This window comes from Glaciecola sp. G7-5 (genome assembly GCF_055808975.1).
This window is the reverse complement of record NZ_CM147892.1, coordinates 2,833,141-2,854,626: the sequence shown is the minus strand read 5'-3', so window position 1 is coordinate 2,854,626 and position 21,486 is coordinate 2,833,141. Positions and strand designations below refer to the sequence as shown.

The 21,486-nt window shown below is 38.0% G+C and carries 10 protein-coding genes and 1 pseudogene; all 11 read right to left on the bottom strand.

All coding sequences use genetic code 11. From position 1 onward, the window contains the following. Positions 1 to 299 precede the first annotated feature (299 nt). Complete coding sequence (locus tag AC0L6H_RS12610) at positions 300 to 1,370, bottom strand: hypothetical protein (RefSeq protein WP_473389359.1); 1,071 nt, start codon at positions 1,368 to 1,370, stop codon at positions 300 to 302. Between the two features lie 798 nt (positions 1,371 to 2,168). Then, positions 2,169 to 4,208 (bottom strand): metallophosphoesterase family protein, encoded by a 2,040-nt coding sequence (locus AC0L6H_RS12605; RefSeq protein WP_473389357.1) that lies wholly within the window; start codon positions 4,206 to 4,208, stop codon positions 2,169 to 2,171. A gap of 667 nt (positions 4,209 to 4,875) precedes the next feature. Continuing rightward, complete coding sequence (locus tag AC0L6H_RS12600) at positions 4,876 to 6,399, bottom strand: tyrosine-type recombinase/integrase (protein WP_473389356.1); 1,524 nt, start codon at positions 6,397 to 6,399, stop codon at positions 4,876 to 4,878. A 314-nt stretch (positions 6,400 to 6,713) separates the two neighbouring features. Continuing rightward, positions 6,714 to 6,986, bottom strand: a pseudogene (locus tag AC0L6H_RS12595) (hypothetical protein); the annotation flags it as partial. A 423-nt stretch (positions 6,987 to 7,409) separates the two neighbouring features. After that, positions 7,410 to 10,658 (bottom strand): hypothetical protein, encoded by a 3,249-nt coding sequence (locus AC0L6H_RS12590; RefSeq protein ID WP_473389355.1) that lies wholly within the window; start codon positions 10,656 to 10,658, stop codon positions 7,410 to 7,412. A gap of 10 nt (positions 10,659 to 10,668) precedes the next feature. Then, entirely contained in the window at positions 10,669 to 11,610 is a 942-nt protein-coding gene (locus AC0L6H_RS12585) for a hypothetical protein (protein WP_473389353.1), read from the bottom strand. A 1,359-nt stretch (positions 11,611 to 12,969) separates the two neighbouring features. Next, on the bottom strand, positions 12,970 to 13,767 hold the full coding sequence (locus AC0L6H_RS12580; RefSeq protein WP_473389352.1) for a M48 family metallopeptidase: 798 nt from the start codon (positions 13,765 to 13,767) through the stop codon (positions 12,970 to 12,972). Positions 13,768 to 13,770: 3 nt separating this feature from the next. Further along, positions 13,771 to 17,064 carry a type I restriction endonuclease subunit R gene (locus AC0L6H_RS12575; protein ID WP_473389351.1) on the bottom strand — a complete coding sequence of 1,098 codons (3,294 nt, stop codon included), beginning with the start codon at positions 17,062 to 17,064 and terminating at the stop codon, positions 13,771 to 13,773. After that, the gene (locus tag AC0L6H_RS12570) at positions 17,057 to 18,184 is read right to left on the bottom strand and encodes an MBL fold metallo-hydrolase (RefSeq protein ID WP_473389349.1); all 1,128 of its coding nucleotides are present in this window, start codon (positions 18,182 to 18,184) and stop codon (positions 17,057 to 17,059) included. The genes AC0L6H_RS12575 and AC0L6H_RS12570 overlap by 8 nt, the downstream gene beginning before the upstream one ends. 7 nt (positions 18,185 to 18,191) lie before the next feature. Continuing rightward, complete coding sequence (locus tag AC0L6H_RS12565; protein WP_473389348.1) at positions 18,192 to 20,210, bottom strand: ATP-binding protein; 2,019 nt, start codon at positions 20,208 to 20,210, stop codon at positions 18,192 to 18,194. After that, positions 20,207 to 21,478 (bottom strand): SIR2 family protein, encoded by a 1,272-nt coding sequence (locus AC0L6H_RS12560; RefSeq protein WP_473389347.1) that lies wholly within the window; start codon positions 21,476 to 21,478, stop codon positions 20,207 to 20,209. The genes AC0L6H_RS12565 and AC0L6H_RS12560 overlap by 4 nt, the downstream gene beginning before the upstream one ends. Between the last annotated feature and the right edge of the window lie 8 nt (positions 21,479 to 21,486).

Genomic DNA, 21,486 nt, shown 5'->3' with positions numbered 1-21,486 from the left:
TTAGCAGTAAATTCAAGATAGCAGCGTTTAACATAATTAGTTGGCTGCGAAATTAAAAGTAGAATAACTTGCGGGCACTTGGGCTACTTTTGTGTAAGAACTGATACATTCCACCGTCATCGTGAGTCTTTTTATTGGGTGCCTTTCAATAATATAAAGCCTTATTCGTTGATTGATATTATTCTCAATTTTAGGTCAACAATCATCATCGACTATAGGTGAACTTCCTAGTGTTAATGAAGCCACAGTCAAATCTAAGCTGGTATAGTCAATGCCAGCTATTTCAGAGTACAAAAGCGCTATTTTGTGAGGCTAATCACAAAGTGTTCGAGCTCGTTTCTAGTTTCTGGTGTGATTTCAGGCAGTGCAATTCCCTCAAAACCTGCAACGTCCATGGGGCCATAATCATCATAGTCCTCTCCAGTGTCGGCGTTGATGGCATATAGATCGTCTTTTGTAATATCAATATTGTGGGTCAAACCAATATGATGCCAAAACCACTTCTCTTCTGTGGTTTTACTTTTTTCGATGTTTTCTGCAAGAGCATACTGATTTGGGTGTAACAAAACAGCGGCAGACTGCCAGTACTGAAAGACTGCAGCATTAGTCTCATCAACAGAAAGAAGATGTTCGCTTTCAAGTTCATAAAAAGCATGCACAACTAACTCAGGATTGTCATTGAAAGCAGTGGTCCATGTATCATCAGTTCCGTCCCCAAAACGTTGAATAACGTTTTTGATAGTAGATGGAGCTGGCATTACAAAACTATGTGATTTTGCCTTTAGAAGTTCTAATAGGTCGAAATACACCTTAACTTCAAAGTAATTATCTGCGACTTCAGATTGAAGCACGTTTAGACTTTGCCCAGAAACTCGTTTTTCAAACCAGTATTTGCCTTGTTTGTTATCACCGTGTTCAAAATACTCATAAATAACATCACGACAAATAATGACCGATAGTATGTATGCTTCGGGCAAGCCAAACTCTACTAGTTCAGTAAGCGAGCCCAAGTATTCTATTGGGGGGCTAGTATGGTCATCACTGTCGGTTATGTACCACTGGTATAACTTTTCAAATTGAAGCGCTGCTCGAATGCGTGGCTTAAAACAAACTTCAATTGCTTTGCAAGCAACCATAGCATCTGCCGCATTAAGGCCGAGTGATAGCGCTCTATCAAAACATAAACGATTGACAGCTTCTGTATCGTGATTCAGCAATGGCTGTTGTGTAAAGGTATTCTGAAACGCCGCATAACTTTTTGAACCGTTGTAGGCCGCGATCAACTCGTACAAGTGTGACTTCTTTAGGGATTCTATGGATGGGTAAAGCTGAGTATGGAGCGTGTAAATAACTGACTTCAAATTTTTCATAAATAAATCCTACGCTTGAGGCATACAATGCCAACAATCAATACCACACGCGTTTAAGGCTGATCTTCAAGCCAAATTCAGTTTATGTAAAATTCAAATTGTAGAGTTTGTTTATCGTTAGATAATAAAAGTGCTGGTTTCCACTCGCGTGCATGTGAGGCTAGCGCCTGAGTGAAAGGTATATCAATCGAGTAAAAAAATCCACCAATACTTTTGCTAAGGTTATCATCCATTGTTTCAACAAAGCTGTGAATATTTAGAGTAGCTCTTCAGTGGGCCCAGCGTCCGGTGACCGCTCGGACCTGCCACATCCACAAAATACTAAGGCATTTAGATAAAAAGTACCCAAAGTCTGCGCAACCAACAAAGTTGCCACCTTTGCGGGCACCAATTAAAGAACAATACGCAAACGATTTTACTATTCAACGTGACTTCAACTTTGGGGGATAGACTACCTTCACTGCAAGAGTGAAAGATACACACTATTACATGGTGGGAGCAGTGGCATCCTAATCACCCAATTCCTGCACCAATAGCTTATCCTCGCATGACATTGCAAACCAACACGTCATACAAAACTTACACAATTCGACATTTCAATAAACTGAGCGAGTCTAAAGACAACTGCAACTTGCCATAGATGGTGAACAGCTATTAATAGATTTGGAATTTCGAAATACACCCTGACGATTGATTGCTAAAGTGACTTACCAACCTAAAGCACCTTTCAATCAAAAAAAGCCAGCTTTAAGATGTGGCTGGCTTTTCATAGTTACTTGACTAGGTATCTCGTTAGTTTTATTTTGCTACTAATGCGATTTCTGCATCAGAGCTTAAAACAACCCACCAAAGATTACCCAAATTAGCATCAAACCCAACCAACGGATAATCACTACATGCAGTCTCACGAGTTGGCGGTGTGGCTAAATAGGTATCGTCCCAGCTCCCTTCAATAACACACTCTGCAGGCGCAATAGCCGCCCAAACATCGGATTTAGTTGCGAGTTGTACTGTTGTGACATCGACAGATTCAGGTACCACGAACTCTACGACATACTGGTCCGAGACAGCATCGTTAATATCCCAAGACTTTGTAGCCGTTGCTGGTAATGAAACTGCAGGTTTTCCTTCACCTTCTTCTAAACTACCTAAATCGGGGCCCGACAAGGAATACGCAAGACCAGTATCAACTTCAATGTCTTTTTCTAGACCGTAATCATCTTGATACATACCGGTTTGGTTTTGCGTTCCACTAATAATTAAAATATCTGAGCTTGTTGCGTCTGTCGCTGCTGTCCAGCTTAATGTTACGTGTTCTTTTAAATCAATGGTGGTTTCTGGAATGATCATTTCGTTATTGTCGTAATCAGGCACTACACGATAGGCCGCATTTAAGTTTGGAGACCACCTTTCGTGGACTTGGAATAACCATTGATAAGCAAGGCGAACCAAATCATTTAAGCTTTCAGAGCGTGTAAAGCCTGGCGTGAAACTCAAATCACGGGTGCGAGTATCTGTGCGATTAAAAGTATCATTTGTCCCGCCTGCCAAGCGAGCATATGAGCCATCATCAGCATAACACTCATTGCTGATGTAGTTAGGTTGTAAAACCAATACCGGGCGAGTTTCGTCATGAATAGCATTAGGATAAACAATCATTTCACATCGGTTAGTAGTGCGTGAAAATTTATCCATGAGTTTCCATTCTGCGTTAAATGCTTGGTCTGCATGATTAGACGTAGCATTGTGAGTGGCAAAATATGATTGGTAATCGACACGATCATTTTCGAAGGTCAATATGGATGAATTGACATCAAAACCACTATCCTCAGTAGATGCATTGGTTTGGTTTTTCTGAGAAACAATCATTTGAACTAAATCGCGCTCACCAAAGCGGAACTCATATCCTTTATAAGAAGCGTTTCCAGTCATTATTTGAGTGTACATATCCATGCGATAGTTACCACCAGTGGGTGTTGAACTTGATGGATAGGTAGTTAATGTTGTTTTTGCGCTAATTAACGAACGTTGATATTGATGCTCGTGACCTTGTACATATATCACGTCATACTCAGAGAAAAAGTCTCTTATCTGCGGTTGCACATCGTAAACCCAATAATCATCTTTAGTACCATCAACAATTTGTTCAATGGTTTGACCGTATTTGGCTCCGACCAAACCGTCATGGCTTGCTACCACTATATGATCAATCTTATCTTCGTTAGCTAAAACCGTTTCTTTTATCCAGTCAAACGCAACCGGCAGGTTATAATACGCTAAAGCAAATATGATCACGTTTTCTCGTACAACATAGTAGTTTACCCACTCAAAACTGGGCATATGAGTGGCGTCTTCTGGAATAAAATGCTTCATATTATTTATCCAGTTATATGTATAAGCGTAACTTGTTTCGTGATTTCCCATCAAGGGTAAAAACTCAATCCCCTGTTGAGAATACAAATCGGCAACTGAACGCCACTCGGCAAACTCAATTTCACTGCCACCGTCAGTTAAATCTCCCACTGCGATAACCATGTCAACATTGGCTGCTGCTTGATGTTTCAGTAATTCGGACATTGGATGCACTGATACATGGCCTTGTCCTTCGCTGTCAAAGCCGCCTTGAGTATCGGGCAATAAACCTATTTTGAATTGATTTGTAGATTTTTCGATAGGTTCTGCCACAGGCTCTTCGACGGGAACCTCAACAATCACTGGAACTTCTACTTCTACAACTTCTACTATTGTCTTTTCATCTTCACAAGCTGACAAAGCTAAAACTAAGGCTAAGCAGGCAGCTGTTTTTAAAAATTGATTAATTCGAATCACGTTATACATCCTTTTATCGCTACAGGGGACTACTGACTTAAAAACGCGGCTACTATATTTGTGTTTTATTACAAACGAGTTATTGAAGTGTGTTACTTAGATGAAGGTTAGATGACAGTTAAGCTTTCAAATATAAGGGAAATCAAAGCTCTATAATCTCCAGTCGTAGCTGGCTTTTAGAATAGTGAGATATTTTTGTGAGATTGTTCTGGTCATTTTGCTGATGTTAAATGCCCGTTTAAGACTTTGGGGCGGTCCCTGCTACAATATACAGGAACGTCCTATAAAACGGGCTTTAACGATTATCTGGCGGAGAGAGAGGGATTCGAACCCTCGCCCAGAACACTAAGTTATTGATATAATTGAATTAACCTTTGATTTATATGGGTTTTTTATTAGTCAAATCGATATATTTTGATCCCAATTTGTTCCCAACAAAAAAATCTCTTTTGTCAGCAGACTTGAGTGCCACCTTATTATTAAACAGAATTACTTTTAGCAGCGAATAATCCACTCTGTTTTAACGACAAAGAAAAGTTAATACTGATTGGTTCTGTGTATAAACCTTACATTAGAACCAAATCTAAATACTCAAATTGCAGGTTTTTCCGCAGAATCCTAGGGGGCTACTGGTGAAAGAAAGCAACCCATCTTGTTTAATATTTCAAACAGTTCGCTAAACTGTATTTGATTTCTGTACCAATGGTCTTAAGATCTGGCCGATTTCATATGGACTAACATTAATCAACGGCTTTGTTTTAGTAGGTGTCAATTTAGTTACTCTTTGACTACTTATGTTAAACTCTCCAATATTGTTTACGGCCATTAACGGTAGTTTTCTTTCTAGTGGCAATAGCTTGTTCATTTTCGTGTTTATTATTGCTACCACTTCTGCTGAATTATTACGAGGAGTTACACCGCTATAAAATTTTTCTGTTGTTTTGTCATTGGAGTGAGTAAGTTGTTTACTAAATTCCGCAACATCAATTCCTGCTTGTTTGAATACTTTAGCAGCTGTATGACGAAGTTGTTTTGGCGGCACGGGATTCTCAATACCGGCAAATTTTTGTAAACGATAGAGTTCATCGCGATATTCTTTTTCTGTATAGGGTAAACCAGTAAATGGATTGACCACTAGCATATTAACAGTTTGACATTCATACCCGTTATTTTCTAGTAGTACATTCACATTTGAACTTGGATAGTTGCTGGCGTCATCAATCAAGCGATTTAAATACGGAACACTAATATCGAATACATCAATTTCGCTTATGCACTCATCAAAGACCTTTGGAGTTTTGAATTCCTCCAACACGATTGCGCGTTGAATATTAATTCGGTAACTGCATCCGTCTTTTAAAATATCTTGCAAAGCAATTGCTCGCACTTCTCCAGATCGCCCTGCAACTGATGTAGCCGTCAACATAGCGGCGTCTCTGATAACGTGTAAATTATGTTTTACTAGAGTCTGGTGAGATAGCGAACTAAGCAAATTAATATCATTGAGAGTGAGTGTTTTGCTATCATCTACGGTTCTATTGGCTTTTTTATATCTACTAACGAATTTGTATAATTTCTTATAGTCGATAGTTCCCGCGATTGCTGTGCTTAGTCCCAACACTCTAGAGCGAGAAAGAACTTGCTCAAGCATCCACAGAGTATGTGCTATTGTTTTGCAACCTGGTTTTGAACTACTTAGTTTTTTAACCACCCAATCTTCAATATGCTTGTGTTTTAACTCGTCTAACGATAAATGACCAAATAGCCTAATTAAGCGATTCAATGATGTTTTGTAACCTTTTATTGTTGATGGCTTTAAACCAACCATTTCGTTTTTACTATAATCAGCACAAACAAACGCGAACGTTGATTTAGACTCGCTAGGTTGAATAAGACGCTGTTTTTCTGCTAACAACTCTTCACTGCTCATGTTTGCATATTTCTGGGCAATTTCAGCAGAAGCTATTATTCCATTTGACGTGCAGTCTTTCAGTTCAATGCGGACAACGGCAGAACCTGCACGTTTTGTAAATCGAATTAACTTGCCATGAGGTGCGATATATTTGTAATTGTTGTTTTTGATAATCATTTTTGCAGTTGATATATCTAGTCTTTCGTCTCCATTTTTAAACAACCAGGCAAAATCAAGCTCGCCATCTGCGAGTTGGCCTTTTTTAGTTGATTGATGATGTGAACCCACGTAGTTAACTTAATGAAATAGAGAACTTGTGAGATGGTGTAATTGTAAATGACGCTTTAATTTCCCATTTGAGTAATAATTTCATAATTTTATGTTCTCTTTAGATTTAAACTGAGAACGAGCTTAAAATAATAATTAGATTTAAATAAATTTCGATTATGTTTTAAATATTTATATTAAATGACATTAATTGTTCATTTATGCATCAAATTATTAGTCACTATGACTAGTGGGCACTGGCGAAAAATCTTGCCAACAAAGAAGATATATAAAGACCCAGTTCGCTATTAATTATGGGTAACTATTTAAGGCAGTTAGCTTTTTGTCAGGTATAGGCTCAACGAACATCTCCATAGCGCAAGGGCCTTCACCAATTCAGCAAACCACTGGGGGTTGACTGAGTCATTGCAAGCGAGTTCAACGCCTTTGAATTGGCAAGTAATCGTCGCGTTTGATTGGGTGGCGTTAGGCTTTTCAATCTTAACCAAAGCGCAGCCTGGCTTTTTACTGCGTGGTTGCCAATCGCTTTTTCTAGCGCGGAATGTTTGTAAGTGAATGTTGTGGCGCTCGCAAAAAGATTTGATGCTTAAGCCACTTTTCTACTGCGCTTCAAATATGTCTAGCCATTGCGCTTTGGTTCGTCGTTCGTTTTTCATAAAAACCTCTGTTTGAAAGTTGAGGTCTTATGATGCTGGGTAGGACTTAGCTTGGAAATATGTGGTTTACTAGACGCTTACCTTTGTATGGATGTGAGTTTCTGTTTTTCCTGAATCTATAAAAAAGAGCGTCATCTATAACTATCTTTGTTGTTGAGGTGTAGTGTTAGTTTGTCAAGATCCTGATTTTTATAGTTATCGTAATCTCGAAATAAACTCAATAATAAAACTGATAAAAATGTTCAAAAAAATCAAACACTGAAACTAGTAACATCAATGAAAATGTCCAAAACGTCTTTCTATGCCACAGCTGACGTTCAAAACGCCAACTGTGGTGTAAGAAATGAAGTAGCGTTAGTATTTCTTATATTGATCGTCCTTCGGAAACCAATTTTCAAATAATTGCTTGTCATTTACAGGTCCATTAATCATAGTGTTTGTCACCGTTCCGCTCTCTGTTGTAACACACTCCAAAACGCATGGGATTATTCTGCCATTGATAATTTCAAAAACTTTCCAGTATAAGCCCTCAGAATTTGGAACATAAAATGTTCGCTGTCCGTCAGAAAAATTAATTTCAACTTTTGCTTCAGAATTGGGTAACACATCATTTCCGCCTCCTGAATAGTTATGGATATAATAGGTATATACGCTTTCATTATCTATATTATTTATAGTTATCGTCTCTGGGCCAAAACTACTAGTATCATCCACATCCAAATTAGACTCATCGTTGCCACGGTTTCCGTAATATATATGGTAATTTTGAACTTCATTGGTTTTCTTAACTAAATGGCTATCAAGATCTGATGGTGTTGCTCCCCAGCTAAGAACGGCTGTTAAAGCACCTTGAGCCAAAATACTATCAGGTACAATATTAATCACACAGGTAGTAATTGAATTGGGCTCTATTGAACAATAACCTTCACCATCATTATATCCTTGTTTAGTTATTTTAATTGTAAAGTCACCTTTAACCAAAGAAGTCAAATAGCCGGAATCGGCATTGGCACCTTCGGTAATAAGCGATTGGGACGTGTTAAATATTGATAAATCAAAATTATTAAGTAATTCGCCGTTTACGCCATTTGTCACATCAATTCTGATTTGACCATCTTCATAAATATCGGTTACTAGCGTAATAGTTGGAAATCGAAGGGTAGATTCTTCTAAAGTTTCCAATGTTGAAAGGAATTTGCTCGCTGAGGCTCTAACAAAGGCACCGACACGCGCTAAAGTATCGCCTTCTGGGTACGCAATGACAGTGTAGGTCGTTGCTGGGTAATACGGTACAACTAATTCATATGACCCATCGTCACTTATTAAGTCCCTTACGTTGGTACTAAAATAACTAAAAACGCTACCTGTATACGCTTCAACCATAACTGGGAAAGGAACAATAGTAGAGTCTAGGGTAGTAGTTGAATTTGTAGTTTTTGCTTGACTAATATTACTATTTATATACTCCACGTCACCAAATAAGCTAATTTCTTCTGAAACAACTTCTTCATTTGAAGCATGTAAACTTAGGAACCTTTTAACATAATGCCAAGTGGCATGTTTACATATAGCCGCATTAACACAATTTGATAATGTCATTTCTGTAAGTTGACTACTAGACCAAAAATTTTCGAAACCTGAGCCGTAGTAATTTTTAACGCGAGGATTATATTTTGAGCCACTATGATTATAGCCTGTAGTATATTTCAAAACACTCATAATACTTTCTTGTGTAAAGGAAACAATGTCTGGCCTAAAAATTGAAGTATCGTCACGCTCTAAATCATATATTTCAGGATAATATTTTGTGCCTAAAAACAAGTAAGGTAAATTGTCGTGTTCGGTAATAGCGTCTATTTCCTTGTTAAAGCCAAGTAAATGCTCTTCTATGTAGGTGTCTAATTTCAGATTTATATTACTTAGGTTAAACCCCACCTCATTTGTCTGAGCAAGATCAAAACGCTGTCCGTCTACAGAAATCAAGCTATCGCCAATATATTCTGAGCCATTTAATGTAATTGTAAATTGACATTTGTCAGGGTCCGACTCTAAATATGTACAACGCTGTGACCCCGTTAGCCCTATCAACTGTTGGGTTGGTATGTCGGGATAACTACTTAATTTCTTATGTAACATATACGGAATGTATCCAAGGTCTTGCCGTAAACCGTAAATAGTAGGATTTGATGCAACTACTGCCTGTTTATAAGCCCCCTGTCTTTGCTCATCCCAATAAGCTGGTGGTTCATCACTTTTTGCAGCAATACTGCCCAATTGATAACAACTTATTGCTCTGCAGAATACACCAGAAACAACTCCTGGAAGACCATGAAATCCAACAGAAAAGCTCATGCGTCCTAGATTATCAAATTCTACGTTATCTTGTGCTTCTGAAAATATACCTGAATGTGGGGAACCCACAGTTGTCACACTTGCAATTCGGGCTTCATTCCATTCGTTATTGTATATAGAATTAGTACTTAAACCTTGTATCAGAGTACGAGTTAATATTCCGCCAAATGAATGCGCAACAATATGTGCTTTTTGTCCAGTTTTTTTAGTAACTAAATCGATTGCTTCACCTAATTCTGTTGCAACATCTTGCAAGCGAGCGTTAGTTTTCCATTGAAAAATAAAGGGAACGTATTGTTCTCCAGAAATACTAAGCTCTTCTATTAACTTCGGAAATTTACCAAAATATTCTGACTTTTGATCAACGCCCCCTAAACTTCCATCAGGTATAAATCCATGAACAAAGATAACCGGTGTTTTACCATTCACTTCATTCATACTATGAGAGCTTCGAAGCGCTGATGCACACTTTGTAACTTTTTTTACTTTAAAAGCAACAGGTAGTGTGCCATCTTGTAATCGAGGTAAGCCAAAATCCGCATCACCTATACCTAGTGCTCCCTCTACAATATTCCCAACAATTGATTCAAAAATACCATCCTTTTTACCAACAGGTTCATGCACGTGCCTGGAATCGTTAAAAAATGCGAAATTAGACAACCAAATAAAATCAAAAACAAATCCATCACCATTTCTATCATCCCACGATCCACCACAGCTATTCGATGGGTCTGTTAAAGTAGAAGCAACTTTAACATTGCTTAAAGATGACAAAGAGCTTTTCAATTCTGTGTTGAGTGTACTATTATCAAAATAGTTTCTTTTCAAAACATCAACGGGTGGTTCTCTTAATATAAGCTGACTAACTTCGTAATCAGATATGCTAGGCGTAATTTCTAAATCTAGTATTAGCTCGCCTTCTGGGTTTATTCCACCAAAGTAACGAATTGTATAGGCGTCATCTAAAAGGTTTTCGTCAACAGATATTGAAATATCATTCCATTCATTTGTTATGCGACCACCATTTGAATCTAAAACACCTTCTAAAAGAGTAATTTCATCTAACACATTAATTTTTAAAAATTTAGATTTGCCTACCACTCCATTGTTGGGTTCTACTGTTAACTGAAAACTCACAGTTAAAGGTGTTACAGAATCTGGCGGCGACACTATCAAATCAAATTCCTCAGTTGTTACCCAGTCTGGCGCTGAATCAATCGATATAGCGTATTCAATACCAATTTGATTCAAGTCTGAAAGGTCAGCAACTTCTGCCAGAATAGATTCTAGTTAACGTATCGCCAGGAAATATATTAATCACTTCTGGCACATTAATTGAAAAAATCCCCCCATGCGCCAGTGGAAAAATATTCATAAATGAGTTATCAAGAAGTTCATCAGTAATATCATCAGAAATACGGTCAATCCAATTGTTTAAGCCTTCACCGTAAGCGCTATCAGATAATAGGATCTTATTTACAGATATTGGTGTTACCTCAGACCAACTATCTGCAGTAATCATCCCTAAACTAGAGAGCCTCTCGATTGCTAATGCTCGCGCATCAGAAGAAAGCTCTCCATTTGCTTGAGTAGAAAGTTTTCTTACAAGAGAAGTTATTGCATTAACATTTGCTGTATCTCTAGGTTCTGATGCAAGATATATTGCCGTAACTTCGTCTAAAAACTTTACTCCATTTAAAAACCCATCAGTAACATTAATTTGATAAATCTCATCAATATCTCCCTCGTTAACTTCAATAGAATAGGTACCATCGTTTTTGGTTACTCCTTCACCAATTAGCATTCCGGAAGATGACTTTATTATTACTCTGGCACCAGTAATTGGAGTGTATCCGACTGTCCCTGAAATAACGGTGGTATTAACAATATTGTCGTTTAAAGAAGCTACGATATTGTTAATTTCATCTACTGTGTCTACTTCTTCTCCTGTTAAACTTTTTATCTTTTCGTTCACTGTATCTAGATTATTGGCGGTAACACCAACAACGCCTGCATTTAAGTAATCTGATAAATTTGGCGATGGGTTGTTATTACTATTCGCAAAAGAAACTATTTTTGATAATGGCGCATCGTCATGCCTAACCGACGACTTATCATCACTGCAGCCGACAATCAGTAGAGATAAAAAAATGCTTACAACCTTGATTATTGTTGCGTGCTTATTAAAAAATGAAATGTCCATATTAATTTTGTCCTTGTATTTGGCCGACCCGCTTGAGTCTGAGGAGCGGGTCTAAAAGTTTTAATTTAAAACATTGTATTATTAAGAATAATTTAGGCGGGGTGTTGATGCTATCTAGTATAATACTCAAACGAATATACATAGTTTTATTGCTTTTACAATTACAAATTAGTCTAGCCAGATTATTTAAACCATCATTCAATCATGATTCGCATTCACATTGACCTGACCATAGCGAAAAACTTCTGTTTATCCGTTTATCCCTATCCCATCTCACATAGCCTACATACTTATTTAATTTCAATAGCTTACTATTTTTTCGATTACAATTTCTACAACTTTTTATGTGTTCACTATGCATGCATAATAACAACAGCATGCAAAACGGCTCTGAGCCTAGGTATTATCTGAGCTACGTTGGATGTTGCGTCGTATGAAATATAATTTACTATGACAGTACTTTAGACGAACGGTGTCTTTTTTTATTGAAGTGGGGATGTTGGAATTCGATTTTCAATATATTCGGATATGTAATCAGTTTCTTAGTTCTGTTCAATCTCAACATATGAAGGTCAACTTTGGCTCGGAACAACCTCTCAAAAAGCAAACAAAGCCACCAGTTGTTATCATTGTAACAAAATCGCTCAGTAATTTAACCGACAGCTTCTTGGTTAATCACAACACTCGTGCAATACAAATTGGTTCCAAAGTAAACTGAACAACAAAGACACTTAAACAAGTTGGTTAACACTAATCAAAGGTTACTATTACCCATGAAAATACGCATGTTATTCGCATTTGCGAAACATGTCTCTATTCTCCCTAGATGCCGTTGATTATTGATTAGGCACAGGATAGTCTTTTGTATAATAAATATTTGATGATGAAGAAAAGGATTTACAAGTCATACCGACGTTAGGCTATACCTTTGTTCCACTCAAAAAATAGAAGTGTTAACAACATGGGCTTTAAACACTCAAAATTTAGTACTCCTGCGTGATGTCGGTATCTACGTGTATTGCGCTATTTTAGGCTTTTGTTTCAATGTTGTGCCAAACCTAGCTTTATCATTGTTTGAATGATGCAACTATTTTTGCACAGGAAAAAATAAAAATTAAATCTAGATTATGCTTCGTTTGCACAATAGCATGCCATTGAATTGGCATTCCGTATTGTTAATTTAATCAGTTTTTATAGTCTGTTAAATGACGGCTATCGGTGGCGTCTTTAGCTCAATATATAGCGTAAGATTTCAAATTCAGTTTTCAACTGCTAGTCTTGATTCGACGGGGTCTCTGCAGTAATTAGATTATCTAAGCCAATAAAGTCCTTTATCGTTATTTATGAGTGATCGTCCAATCAAGAATTCAAATACTGCTCAGCCATACCACCCAATCGCGACTTAATCCCCTTCCACTCCGGCATCACCTGCGTCAACAAGCGCCAGAACTTCTCACTGTGGTTGTGTTCAGCAATGTGGCAAAGCTCATGCAAAATAACGTAGTCGATGCATTCTTTGGGTGCTTTAACTAAGTGGGGGTTAAGCATAAGGTTGCCTTTGGTTGAACAACTGCCCCATTGAGTTTTCATTGCCATAACCCTAAACGAAGGAAGCCCTTCTACCCAAGTGGCTTTTTGAAGCATGTAATTTAATCTTTCTCTGAAGATATATTTAGCTCGGTATGTATACCACTGTTCGAGAAGGTATTTGGTGCTCGCGCCTCGATCATTAGTTGCTGTTGGTAAAGTTACAACAAACCTACCTCTTGTTAGCTTTACTTGCCCTGCTTTTCCTTGTTGTTCGTCTTGGTCGCTAAGTATCTTTAATACATATCGTTTACCCAAATAAAATTGTGTTTCACCACTAACGTAACGCTTAGGTAACACATGTTCATTTTGCGCAGCAAACTCTTGAATATTATTCCAGACCCATCGCGCTCTTTTAGTTATGGCATTATCAATAGATTCGTCAGAGGCGTGGGCCGGTGCTGTTGCCACGACTCTTTGATCAGGGTGCACCTTAATAACTACCTTGTTAGATTTTGTACTGACAGTTCTTCTAATAATTTCATACGGAATATGTTTACCACCATAGAGAAGCACTCCGGTGTTGGTGGCAAAAGTTTTTATATCTGTTGCGATCGAACTTTTACTCATTATCTAGTCGCCCCTAGATAAACCTAAACGCGTTATTTTTAGGACTTCCTCAATAAAGTGCTGCGCTTTGTCTATTCCCAAGTCACCAAACAATAATGGCAATAGCTTCATGCTGATTGAGTTTTCAATCTCTGAAGGGTTTATTGAGAACTCGGCTACAGCGTTATTGACCACTTCATCTATTTGAAAGGCATACTCTGTAAGCTTAGAAGTATCCAATCCCTTGTCTTGCCTAAACCCTTCTTCAAATAGATGTTTGAACAATCCGAAGTACGCTTGAGCATGCTTGTTTAAATTACCCTCATCATCACAAAACGCACTTGGGGCATCGGGTACTTTTCTTTCTTTTACCTTTTGCTCAAAGTCAGCAAACATAATGTATTGTTTCACTGGTGCATCAAACATTGCCTTGGCGTCTTCTATCGCTTTTTTAAGCATTTTCGAAAAGTATTCTTGTGCATAGGGGTCATCTGCCAAGTCTTGCTCAATCATCTTGGTAATGCGGCCAGTGATCTTATCTGTTTGGTTTCTTGCCTCATCATCTGACATGTCTTTAGGTTTTACGTTTTTACCAAGGTTTCCTACTAGGTATGCGCCTTCTGGTTCTTTAACTTCAACTCCCGCTATATGCTTGTCTAATAGGCTTTTGATGTCCTCTGCGTATTCGTCATAGTTGATTGTTTCGTTTGCATCTTCTTTTACTTGTTTACGCAAGCCAACAAACATTTTTAGGTCTTGTTTATATTGGTCGCGTTTGTTGTTCAAAGACTTGTCTTCAAAGTAAGTAGCTGATTGAAGCGCTACTTTCATGCAGTTAGAAAACTCGGTTAAGGAAGCGTAAAAGTCTTCCCGCTTTTTCAGGTTGGTATCAACTAGTTTTCCGTCAACGTCATTGACTTTTGGTGCTAATGTTTGCCGTAGTGCCGGACCATCTTGTTTATTCTTAACATCTGCGAATATTGCCCACAAATCGGCATGCAAGCCTGGTAGTTTCTTATATTCAGTGTCCATGCGGTTATACAGACCTTTGAGATCGTCTATGTCAAACCCGCCCTGCGTGCGCTCTGCTAAATCTTGATATTTTTCAATAGTGGTATCTAGTTCTTTGAGAATACCCCTATAGTCAATTAAGTAACCAAATTGTTTTTTAGTGTGCAACCGGTTGACGCGAGCGATAGCTTGAATAAGATTATGTTCTTTTAGTGGTTTATCTATATAAAGGACTGTATTTTTAGGTTCATCAAAGCCAGTGAGTAACTTATCAACCACTATCATAATGTCAGGACCATCATCTCTGCCAAAGTCTTTTATTATCGCCTTGGTGTACTTCTTCTCATCCATTTTATCAACATTGGCTTTCCACCACTTCTGCACAACATCTTTACTTTCTTGGTCGACAACCTGATGTCCTTCACGAGTGTCAGGTGAAGACATAGCCACAACCGACTTTACCTTGCCAATCTTATCTAAGGCTGTCTTATAGCGGATAGCTGACACTTTCGAGTCACAAGCCAATTGCCCTTTTAATCCCAATTGCTGAAAGTTTTGGAAGTGATCAGAAATATCGTGAGCAATGAGTTCGATGCGTCCTTCTGACTGGTAGATTTGACCTTTTTGAGCAAACTTCTTCTTAAGGTCGTTTCGTTGTTGGTCGGTTAATGCACTGGTAATGCGATCAAACCAAGCGTCAATTGCTTTATCATTAATATTCAGCTCAGGCACTCGTTCTTCATACAATAATGGCGTAACTGTTTTGTCTTCTACTGCTTGTTGCATTGTGTAGAAATGAATAATCTTACCAAACTTGTTTTCAGTTTTGTCGTCTTTTAGTAATGGTGTACCAGTAAAAGCAATAAAAGAAGCCTTCGGTAACATCTGTTTCATTCTGATGTTGTTTTCGCCGTTTTGACTGCGGTGCCCTTCATCAACCAATACAATTATATTGGGACTGTCATTGAAGCATTCCTTATACTTCATCGCTGAACCAAACTTATTGATAATCGAGAACACAACACGCTCGTTCCCTTTACCAATTTGCTCAGCCAAGCGTTTACCCGAAGTTGCCATTGAGTCTTTTTGGTCTCTGTCGGTTAACACCCCACCTGATGCAAAGGTACTACTAAGCTGATCTTCTAAATCCACACGGTCGGTTACAATGATAACGCGACAGCTTGAAAGCTCTTTTAACCAAATGAGTACCTTTGATAAAAGCACCATAGTGAATGACTTACCACTACCCGTAGTGTGCCAAATAACACCGCCATCTCTGCCGCCATTATCATTAAAGGTATTAATTCTTTCTATCAGTGCTTTTATGCCAAAGACTTGTTGATACCGCGCAACTATTTTACCAATGCTTTTATCAAACAAAGTAAAGAGCCGTGTCGTCTCTAAAAGACGATCGGGACTTAATAGACTGATAATGAGTTTATCTTGATCCGTAACCGTTAAATCACCCGCTGCAATCAGCGCTAAAAACTCTTTCTTTTCCTGAACAGAACGATGTGCAAACAAATTGTCTGTTTCTTTTGTTTCTAATGTTTGGTTTTTTATTCTGGTGAAATGGGCATCGCTAAACTCTTCTTCTTTCCATTTTGCCCAAAACTTCTCTGGCGTGCCGCAAGTAGCATATAAACCTTCATACCCGTTAACAGACAAGAGTAACTGACTGTATGCATACAAGTGTGGTATTTCTTGTAGACCTTGGTTTCTTATATGTTGCGATATTGCTTCTGCGCAAGTAGATTTACCTTCATGTATAGAATCGGGGCGTTTAGCTTCAATAACTACTAATGGTAGCCCATTCACAAAACATACTATATCGGGCCGTCTATTACCGGTTGCTTCTGTATTCTGTACCACCATCTCTTCGGTAACATGAAAGTAGTTATTGGCTGTTTGTTGCCAGTCAATCAGTTGAATGGTAGGTGAAGCCTTTTTACCATCAACAAACTCAGTGATACTGATGCCATACAACATAGCGTTGTATAGCTTTTCATTTGCACCTTGTAATCCCTCGTTCATAGTAGGGTTGAGTTCATGCATGATTTTATCTATTGCAGCGTCTGAAAGCTTATGTTGCTTACCTGCAAAAGGAAACGATTGCTCGGCTAAGAATGCTCGCATAATCGGCATAAGCATTACCTGTGCAGTGGACTTTTTATCACCCACAAACTGAATACCACGCAGTTGTTCACATTCATTAGGAGCAATGAACTTATATCCTAATTTAATAAGCAATGATAACGCTGGGAGCTTTGATGCAAACTCCTCTTTGAAGTTTGCAGACTTACTCATCAAGGACTACTCCGAATATAGAATGCTCTACTTTCGAGCTTGGTGTTTGATTTATAAATAAGGGGAAGTTCCCAGTATCGGCTATTATATTCAATACTTCAGCTGCTGGATGACCATATTGATTTTTTGACCCATATGAAATAGGTACTAGGAGTCGATTTTTGAAACCAGTCAATGAGCTTGAAGAAAAACTATGCTTTGAACCATGATGAGGCAACTGCAAGGTGCCCACATACGTTTTAAACTCTGTGTAAACTTCAGTAAGCGAAAGCTTTGTTAGATCAGTATCGCCAGTGTATATGCAACCAGGCCGCTCACTTGGACAAACTCCATTCTTGCATCCATAAGAACAACACACACCAAGTGCACAAAGAAAAGGCACTATTCGACATCCACCGCTAGGGCCTGAGTAAACCAACATTGAGTTCTCATTTACATTTCCGTCAATTTGAGAATAAATCTGCCTTAACTTTCTACGCTGGTTTCGCGAGCTTATTTGATTTAATGTGTAACTCGGGTCATTGCGAAGTTTATCAATGTCAAAACCGGCGTTTCCAAGCTTTTGAAACAACTGTTTTTGCCTTGAGGTATGTTTAAAGTTATAAGGTACGAAAACCCAACTGTTTTGATTTCCAAAGTTTAAAGTCACCCGACTTTCTAACTCTTCTGTTCCTAAGTTTTTTGGCGAACGGTCGTTCAAATTTACAATCTGTTCAGTCTGAGCGTTGTCATCAAATACGTTACCAGGCCTTATATATATTATTCTTGTGTCGGGACCAAATAACTGCCTCGGATTATTTAGCAGGCTTAATTGCCGCAACGAAAGCAATCGACTAATGTTTACTAATAGGTTTCTTTCTTCCTCATCCAATAAAGGCAATACTACAGTTTTGAATGATTTTACTGATTTTACGAGCGTTGAAATTGCAGAAACATGATCATAATCAAAGTGTGAAATAAACAAAGCGTCTATATCATCCTCTTTAGAAAAAGCTGCGTTAACAACTGACTTTGAATAATTAGTCAATGGCATGGAACCACAATCATAAACCACATTGAAGCCTGAGTGTTTTTCTGTATAAAACGCTCCTTGTCCTATGGGGTGAAATGTTCGTAACAAACTAAAACTACTCATCATTTTCAACTAAAAATGAAACATCGCTTGGTTCTTGCGGAGATTGCGGGACAGGTGAAAATATTGCGGCAGGTGGTAAGGGTTTAAACCATTCCTCATGAACCTTACAATTTTCACTATTAGGTTCTGGTGATGCTTGTTTGATTCTGACGTGCAGCGGCATTGAGACACAGTTGCCGAATATGATTGCTTCTCCAGGTACAGACTGTTTTATCTTATTTGCAAAATCGTCAGAAAAGTACGGAAGAATTGCATAGACATACTTCATATCTATTTCGTTCTGAATTCTATGGATTATAAAGTTTGAACATTGAGAGAGAACAGTTTCAGATAATTCTGAAGGACGCTGGGAAGATACCAATAAGTAAAGGGCATATTTTCTTCCTTCCCTAGCGATTTGTTCAAAAATGTTCTCACGTAGTAGATATTTAGAATCTTTTTTGATGTAACGATGCGCCTCATCTAACACTAGGTGAATTGGTTTCTCGCGCCTTGCATTGCCCCTCAGTTTCTTCCTGAAAGAGAAGTGAAGTCTAGATGTTACCGACGTGAGAGTCTCTAAGGCGTCTTTTGAGAGTTCGCTAGTATCAATAATTAGCATGTTAGATTGTGAAGGGATGTCAGAATTAGTTTGCCAAAGCCACTCAAAATATTGGTGAGCATTCGATGTATTAGGTGGTCCAAACTTCATAAATGAACAGTCAGGATTGTCTAGAAAGAAATCCAACCGTGTCATCATAGTTGAAGTATACTCTCTAACTCGTCTATTGCCTCTGGCATCTTCTTCCAATAGAGTTAAATTTGCAGCCTGCCTCAAGAATCTGTAGTCAAAATATTGTTCGGCATTCGCTCGCATATTTAAGACTTCTTGCGCGACTTCATAGTCAATCTTATTGCGCACTTGTGCTATTGCAGCTGTTAGTTGATTATTATTATTCCCAAATGAAATAGAACAACTGTCATAAAGGAGCTGAAGATCTTGCGTCATGCCTTCAACTCTGCACGCTTCTTTAAGAGTTATATCCGTCTCGATCTGTTCTGAAATACCATTAATAACGTTTCTAGCCGCTGTTACTAATGCTGTATCAGTATCACCTTGGGAAAGAAGCATATGAACCAAATTACATACTTTAAAGCGTAAATAATTTATAAACTTTTGTCGATCGTTACCCTCAAGGGTCGAAATCATATAAAACTTATAACTCTCTTGGAGCACTTTATCCCAAAATGGTCGTTGTGTAGCGTCGGTTGCCATTAGAAAAGAACACCACTCATCAATATTCATAAGAAAGTGAGGCATATAGAATGGTTCAACCCCAACTTCAGGAGCTAGCATATTCGGCTTTAGAACTCTAACGTTTATATTCGGGCACTTTTCATGGTCGGTAAATGCATTTTGATATTCCCCATTCACGTCAAAAATGAGAATCCGAGAACCTATTGCTGAATTTTCTCTCTTTTTATGAATTTCTTGAATAATATGAGCAATAGTATTGGATTTTCCGCTACCCGAATTACCAAGCACTGCCGAATGAATGTTAAAAAACGAGTTGATAGATATATCAATAGGGTAATTTATTAGATTTTTACTTTCACCCAAGTTAAAACTCTGGTGTACGCAGTCGCTTAGGTCTATATCTTTATGAGTGTGTAAAATTAACTCCATATCTTCAAAGGTAACTATGCTAACCTCGCTATAAATACTAGGAAAAATACCAACGCCGAGACTAAAACCACCTTGCCGACTGATTGTACCGACTGGTTTTAAAAGCAGCTCTCGGTTACTATCAATATCGTAAACGGCGTCATTCAGTTTAAGGTCACTGTCAAAAATAGATATCACTTCACAGATTAGTTGCTCTCCAACAGAATTAGTTGTTTTTAGATAACTACCTATGTTACCAAAGTAATATATTACTCCAGCCTGGTTAACCGAATTCCCTCTTATTTCAGAGGATATTTTGACTTTGAATTGATTAAAATTAACTGAGGTAATTTTTCCAATCGTCATAAGTTGCCTCTAGTAGATTTAAGGGAGTCGATAAACTCTTTTAGGATTTCATTGTCTTTATTCCTATCGAGATCAGGTATTAGGTTATTAACAATATAATTGAAGTAGTGAATTTTCTCAGTCTCTGGCGCAGCACCTTCATCAGATGGCAGTTCAATCTCTCCGGATATCTGATAAATACGGCGATCAGTAAGCTTGGTTAAATTTTCATCTGGGTAATTACCAAATACAATGACACTCAAACTAGAGTTTGATGCTAAAGCTGAGTAAATTGCATTATTTATATGTTCATCACTAAAACTATAACCAATAACGATTAGTACACCATGTTGAAGTAACAACTTGTTTTGGAACTCTCTGATGAGGTCCGAATATGGAGAACCTAAACTCTTGTTTTGTTTTAGAGGGGTTGGATAAATCAGTACATTCTTTCCATTCGATGGTAGATTCGGTTTTACGTCAACCTCTTTTATGTTAAAAAATGAATTGTCTTCAGATTCAATCCAGCTGATAGAACCATGAAGTTTATATAGGTAAACCATATTTTCTAGCGGTTCATATTTCTCCATCCCTGAGTCAATCTTCCTTGAAAAGGTATATGAAAACCGCGCTGGGTTAAATGTTCGAGAAAGACCACTACTAAAACCATTGTTGTAGTTAATGTTTAAGTATCCGAGGGCTGTCTCACTTAGTAGATCATTATTTGTAGTGAATACATTAACTCTCGCCAAATCCTTGTTTCTTAATGATAGTTTTTGATAAAGCTGCTTGTATAGCCCCATCGATTTTGAAGCGGCAGCAGAGGTGCAGTCGATATTAATTGAATAGTAGATCTGCGTTTCTATTAACTCTATCAAGAAATCATTTAATTCATCTTGTTGACCAGTACCGTTCTGGAAAGCCCGTTTAGAGTAAAATGTTCCTAATATATCCTCTAGATTATTAGGGGAATGATCTTTCGCTGATTGAAATAATTCTTTTAAGTCAGCATGAGTGAAACCATTGGGAGATGTGGATAAAGTAGTTGCTGTCTGTTCACTATCTACACATTCTTGCACTATATCTATCAATTGAGCCATTGCAGGTATTGAATCTGAACTAACCCCAGCTCCCATTAAGAAGTGAAGGTTCTTTATGTTACTCAGGTCAGATAGCTTAGTCCTAATCTTTTCAAGTCCCTCATCAACAGAATCTAGTTCATTGAGTAAGCTTTCTTGTCCCTGCTTAAAAACCAAATATTCACTAGCTAATTTTTTGACGTCACTCATCGTTTTAA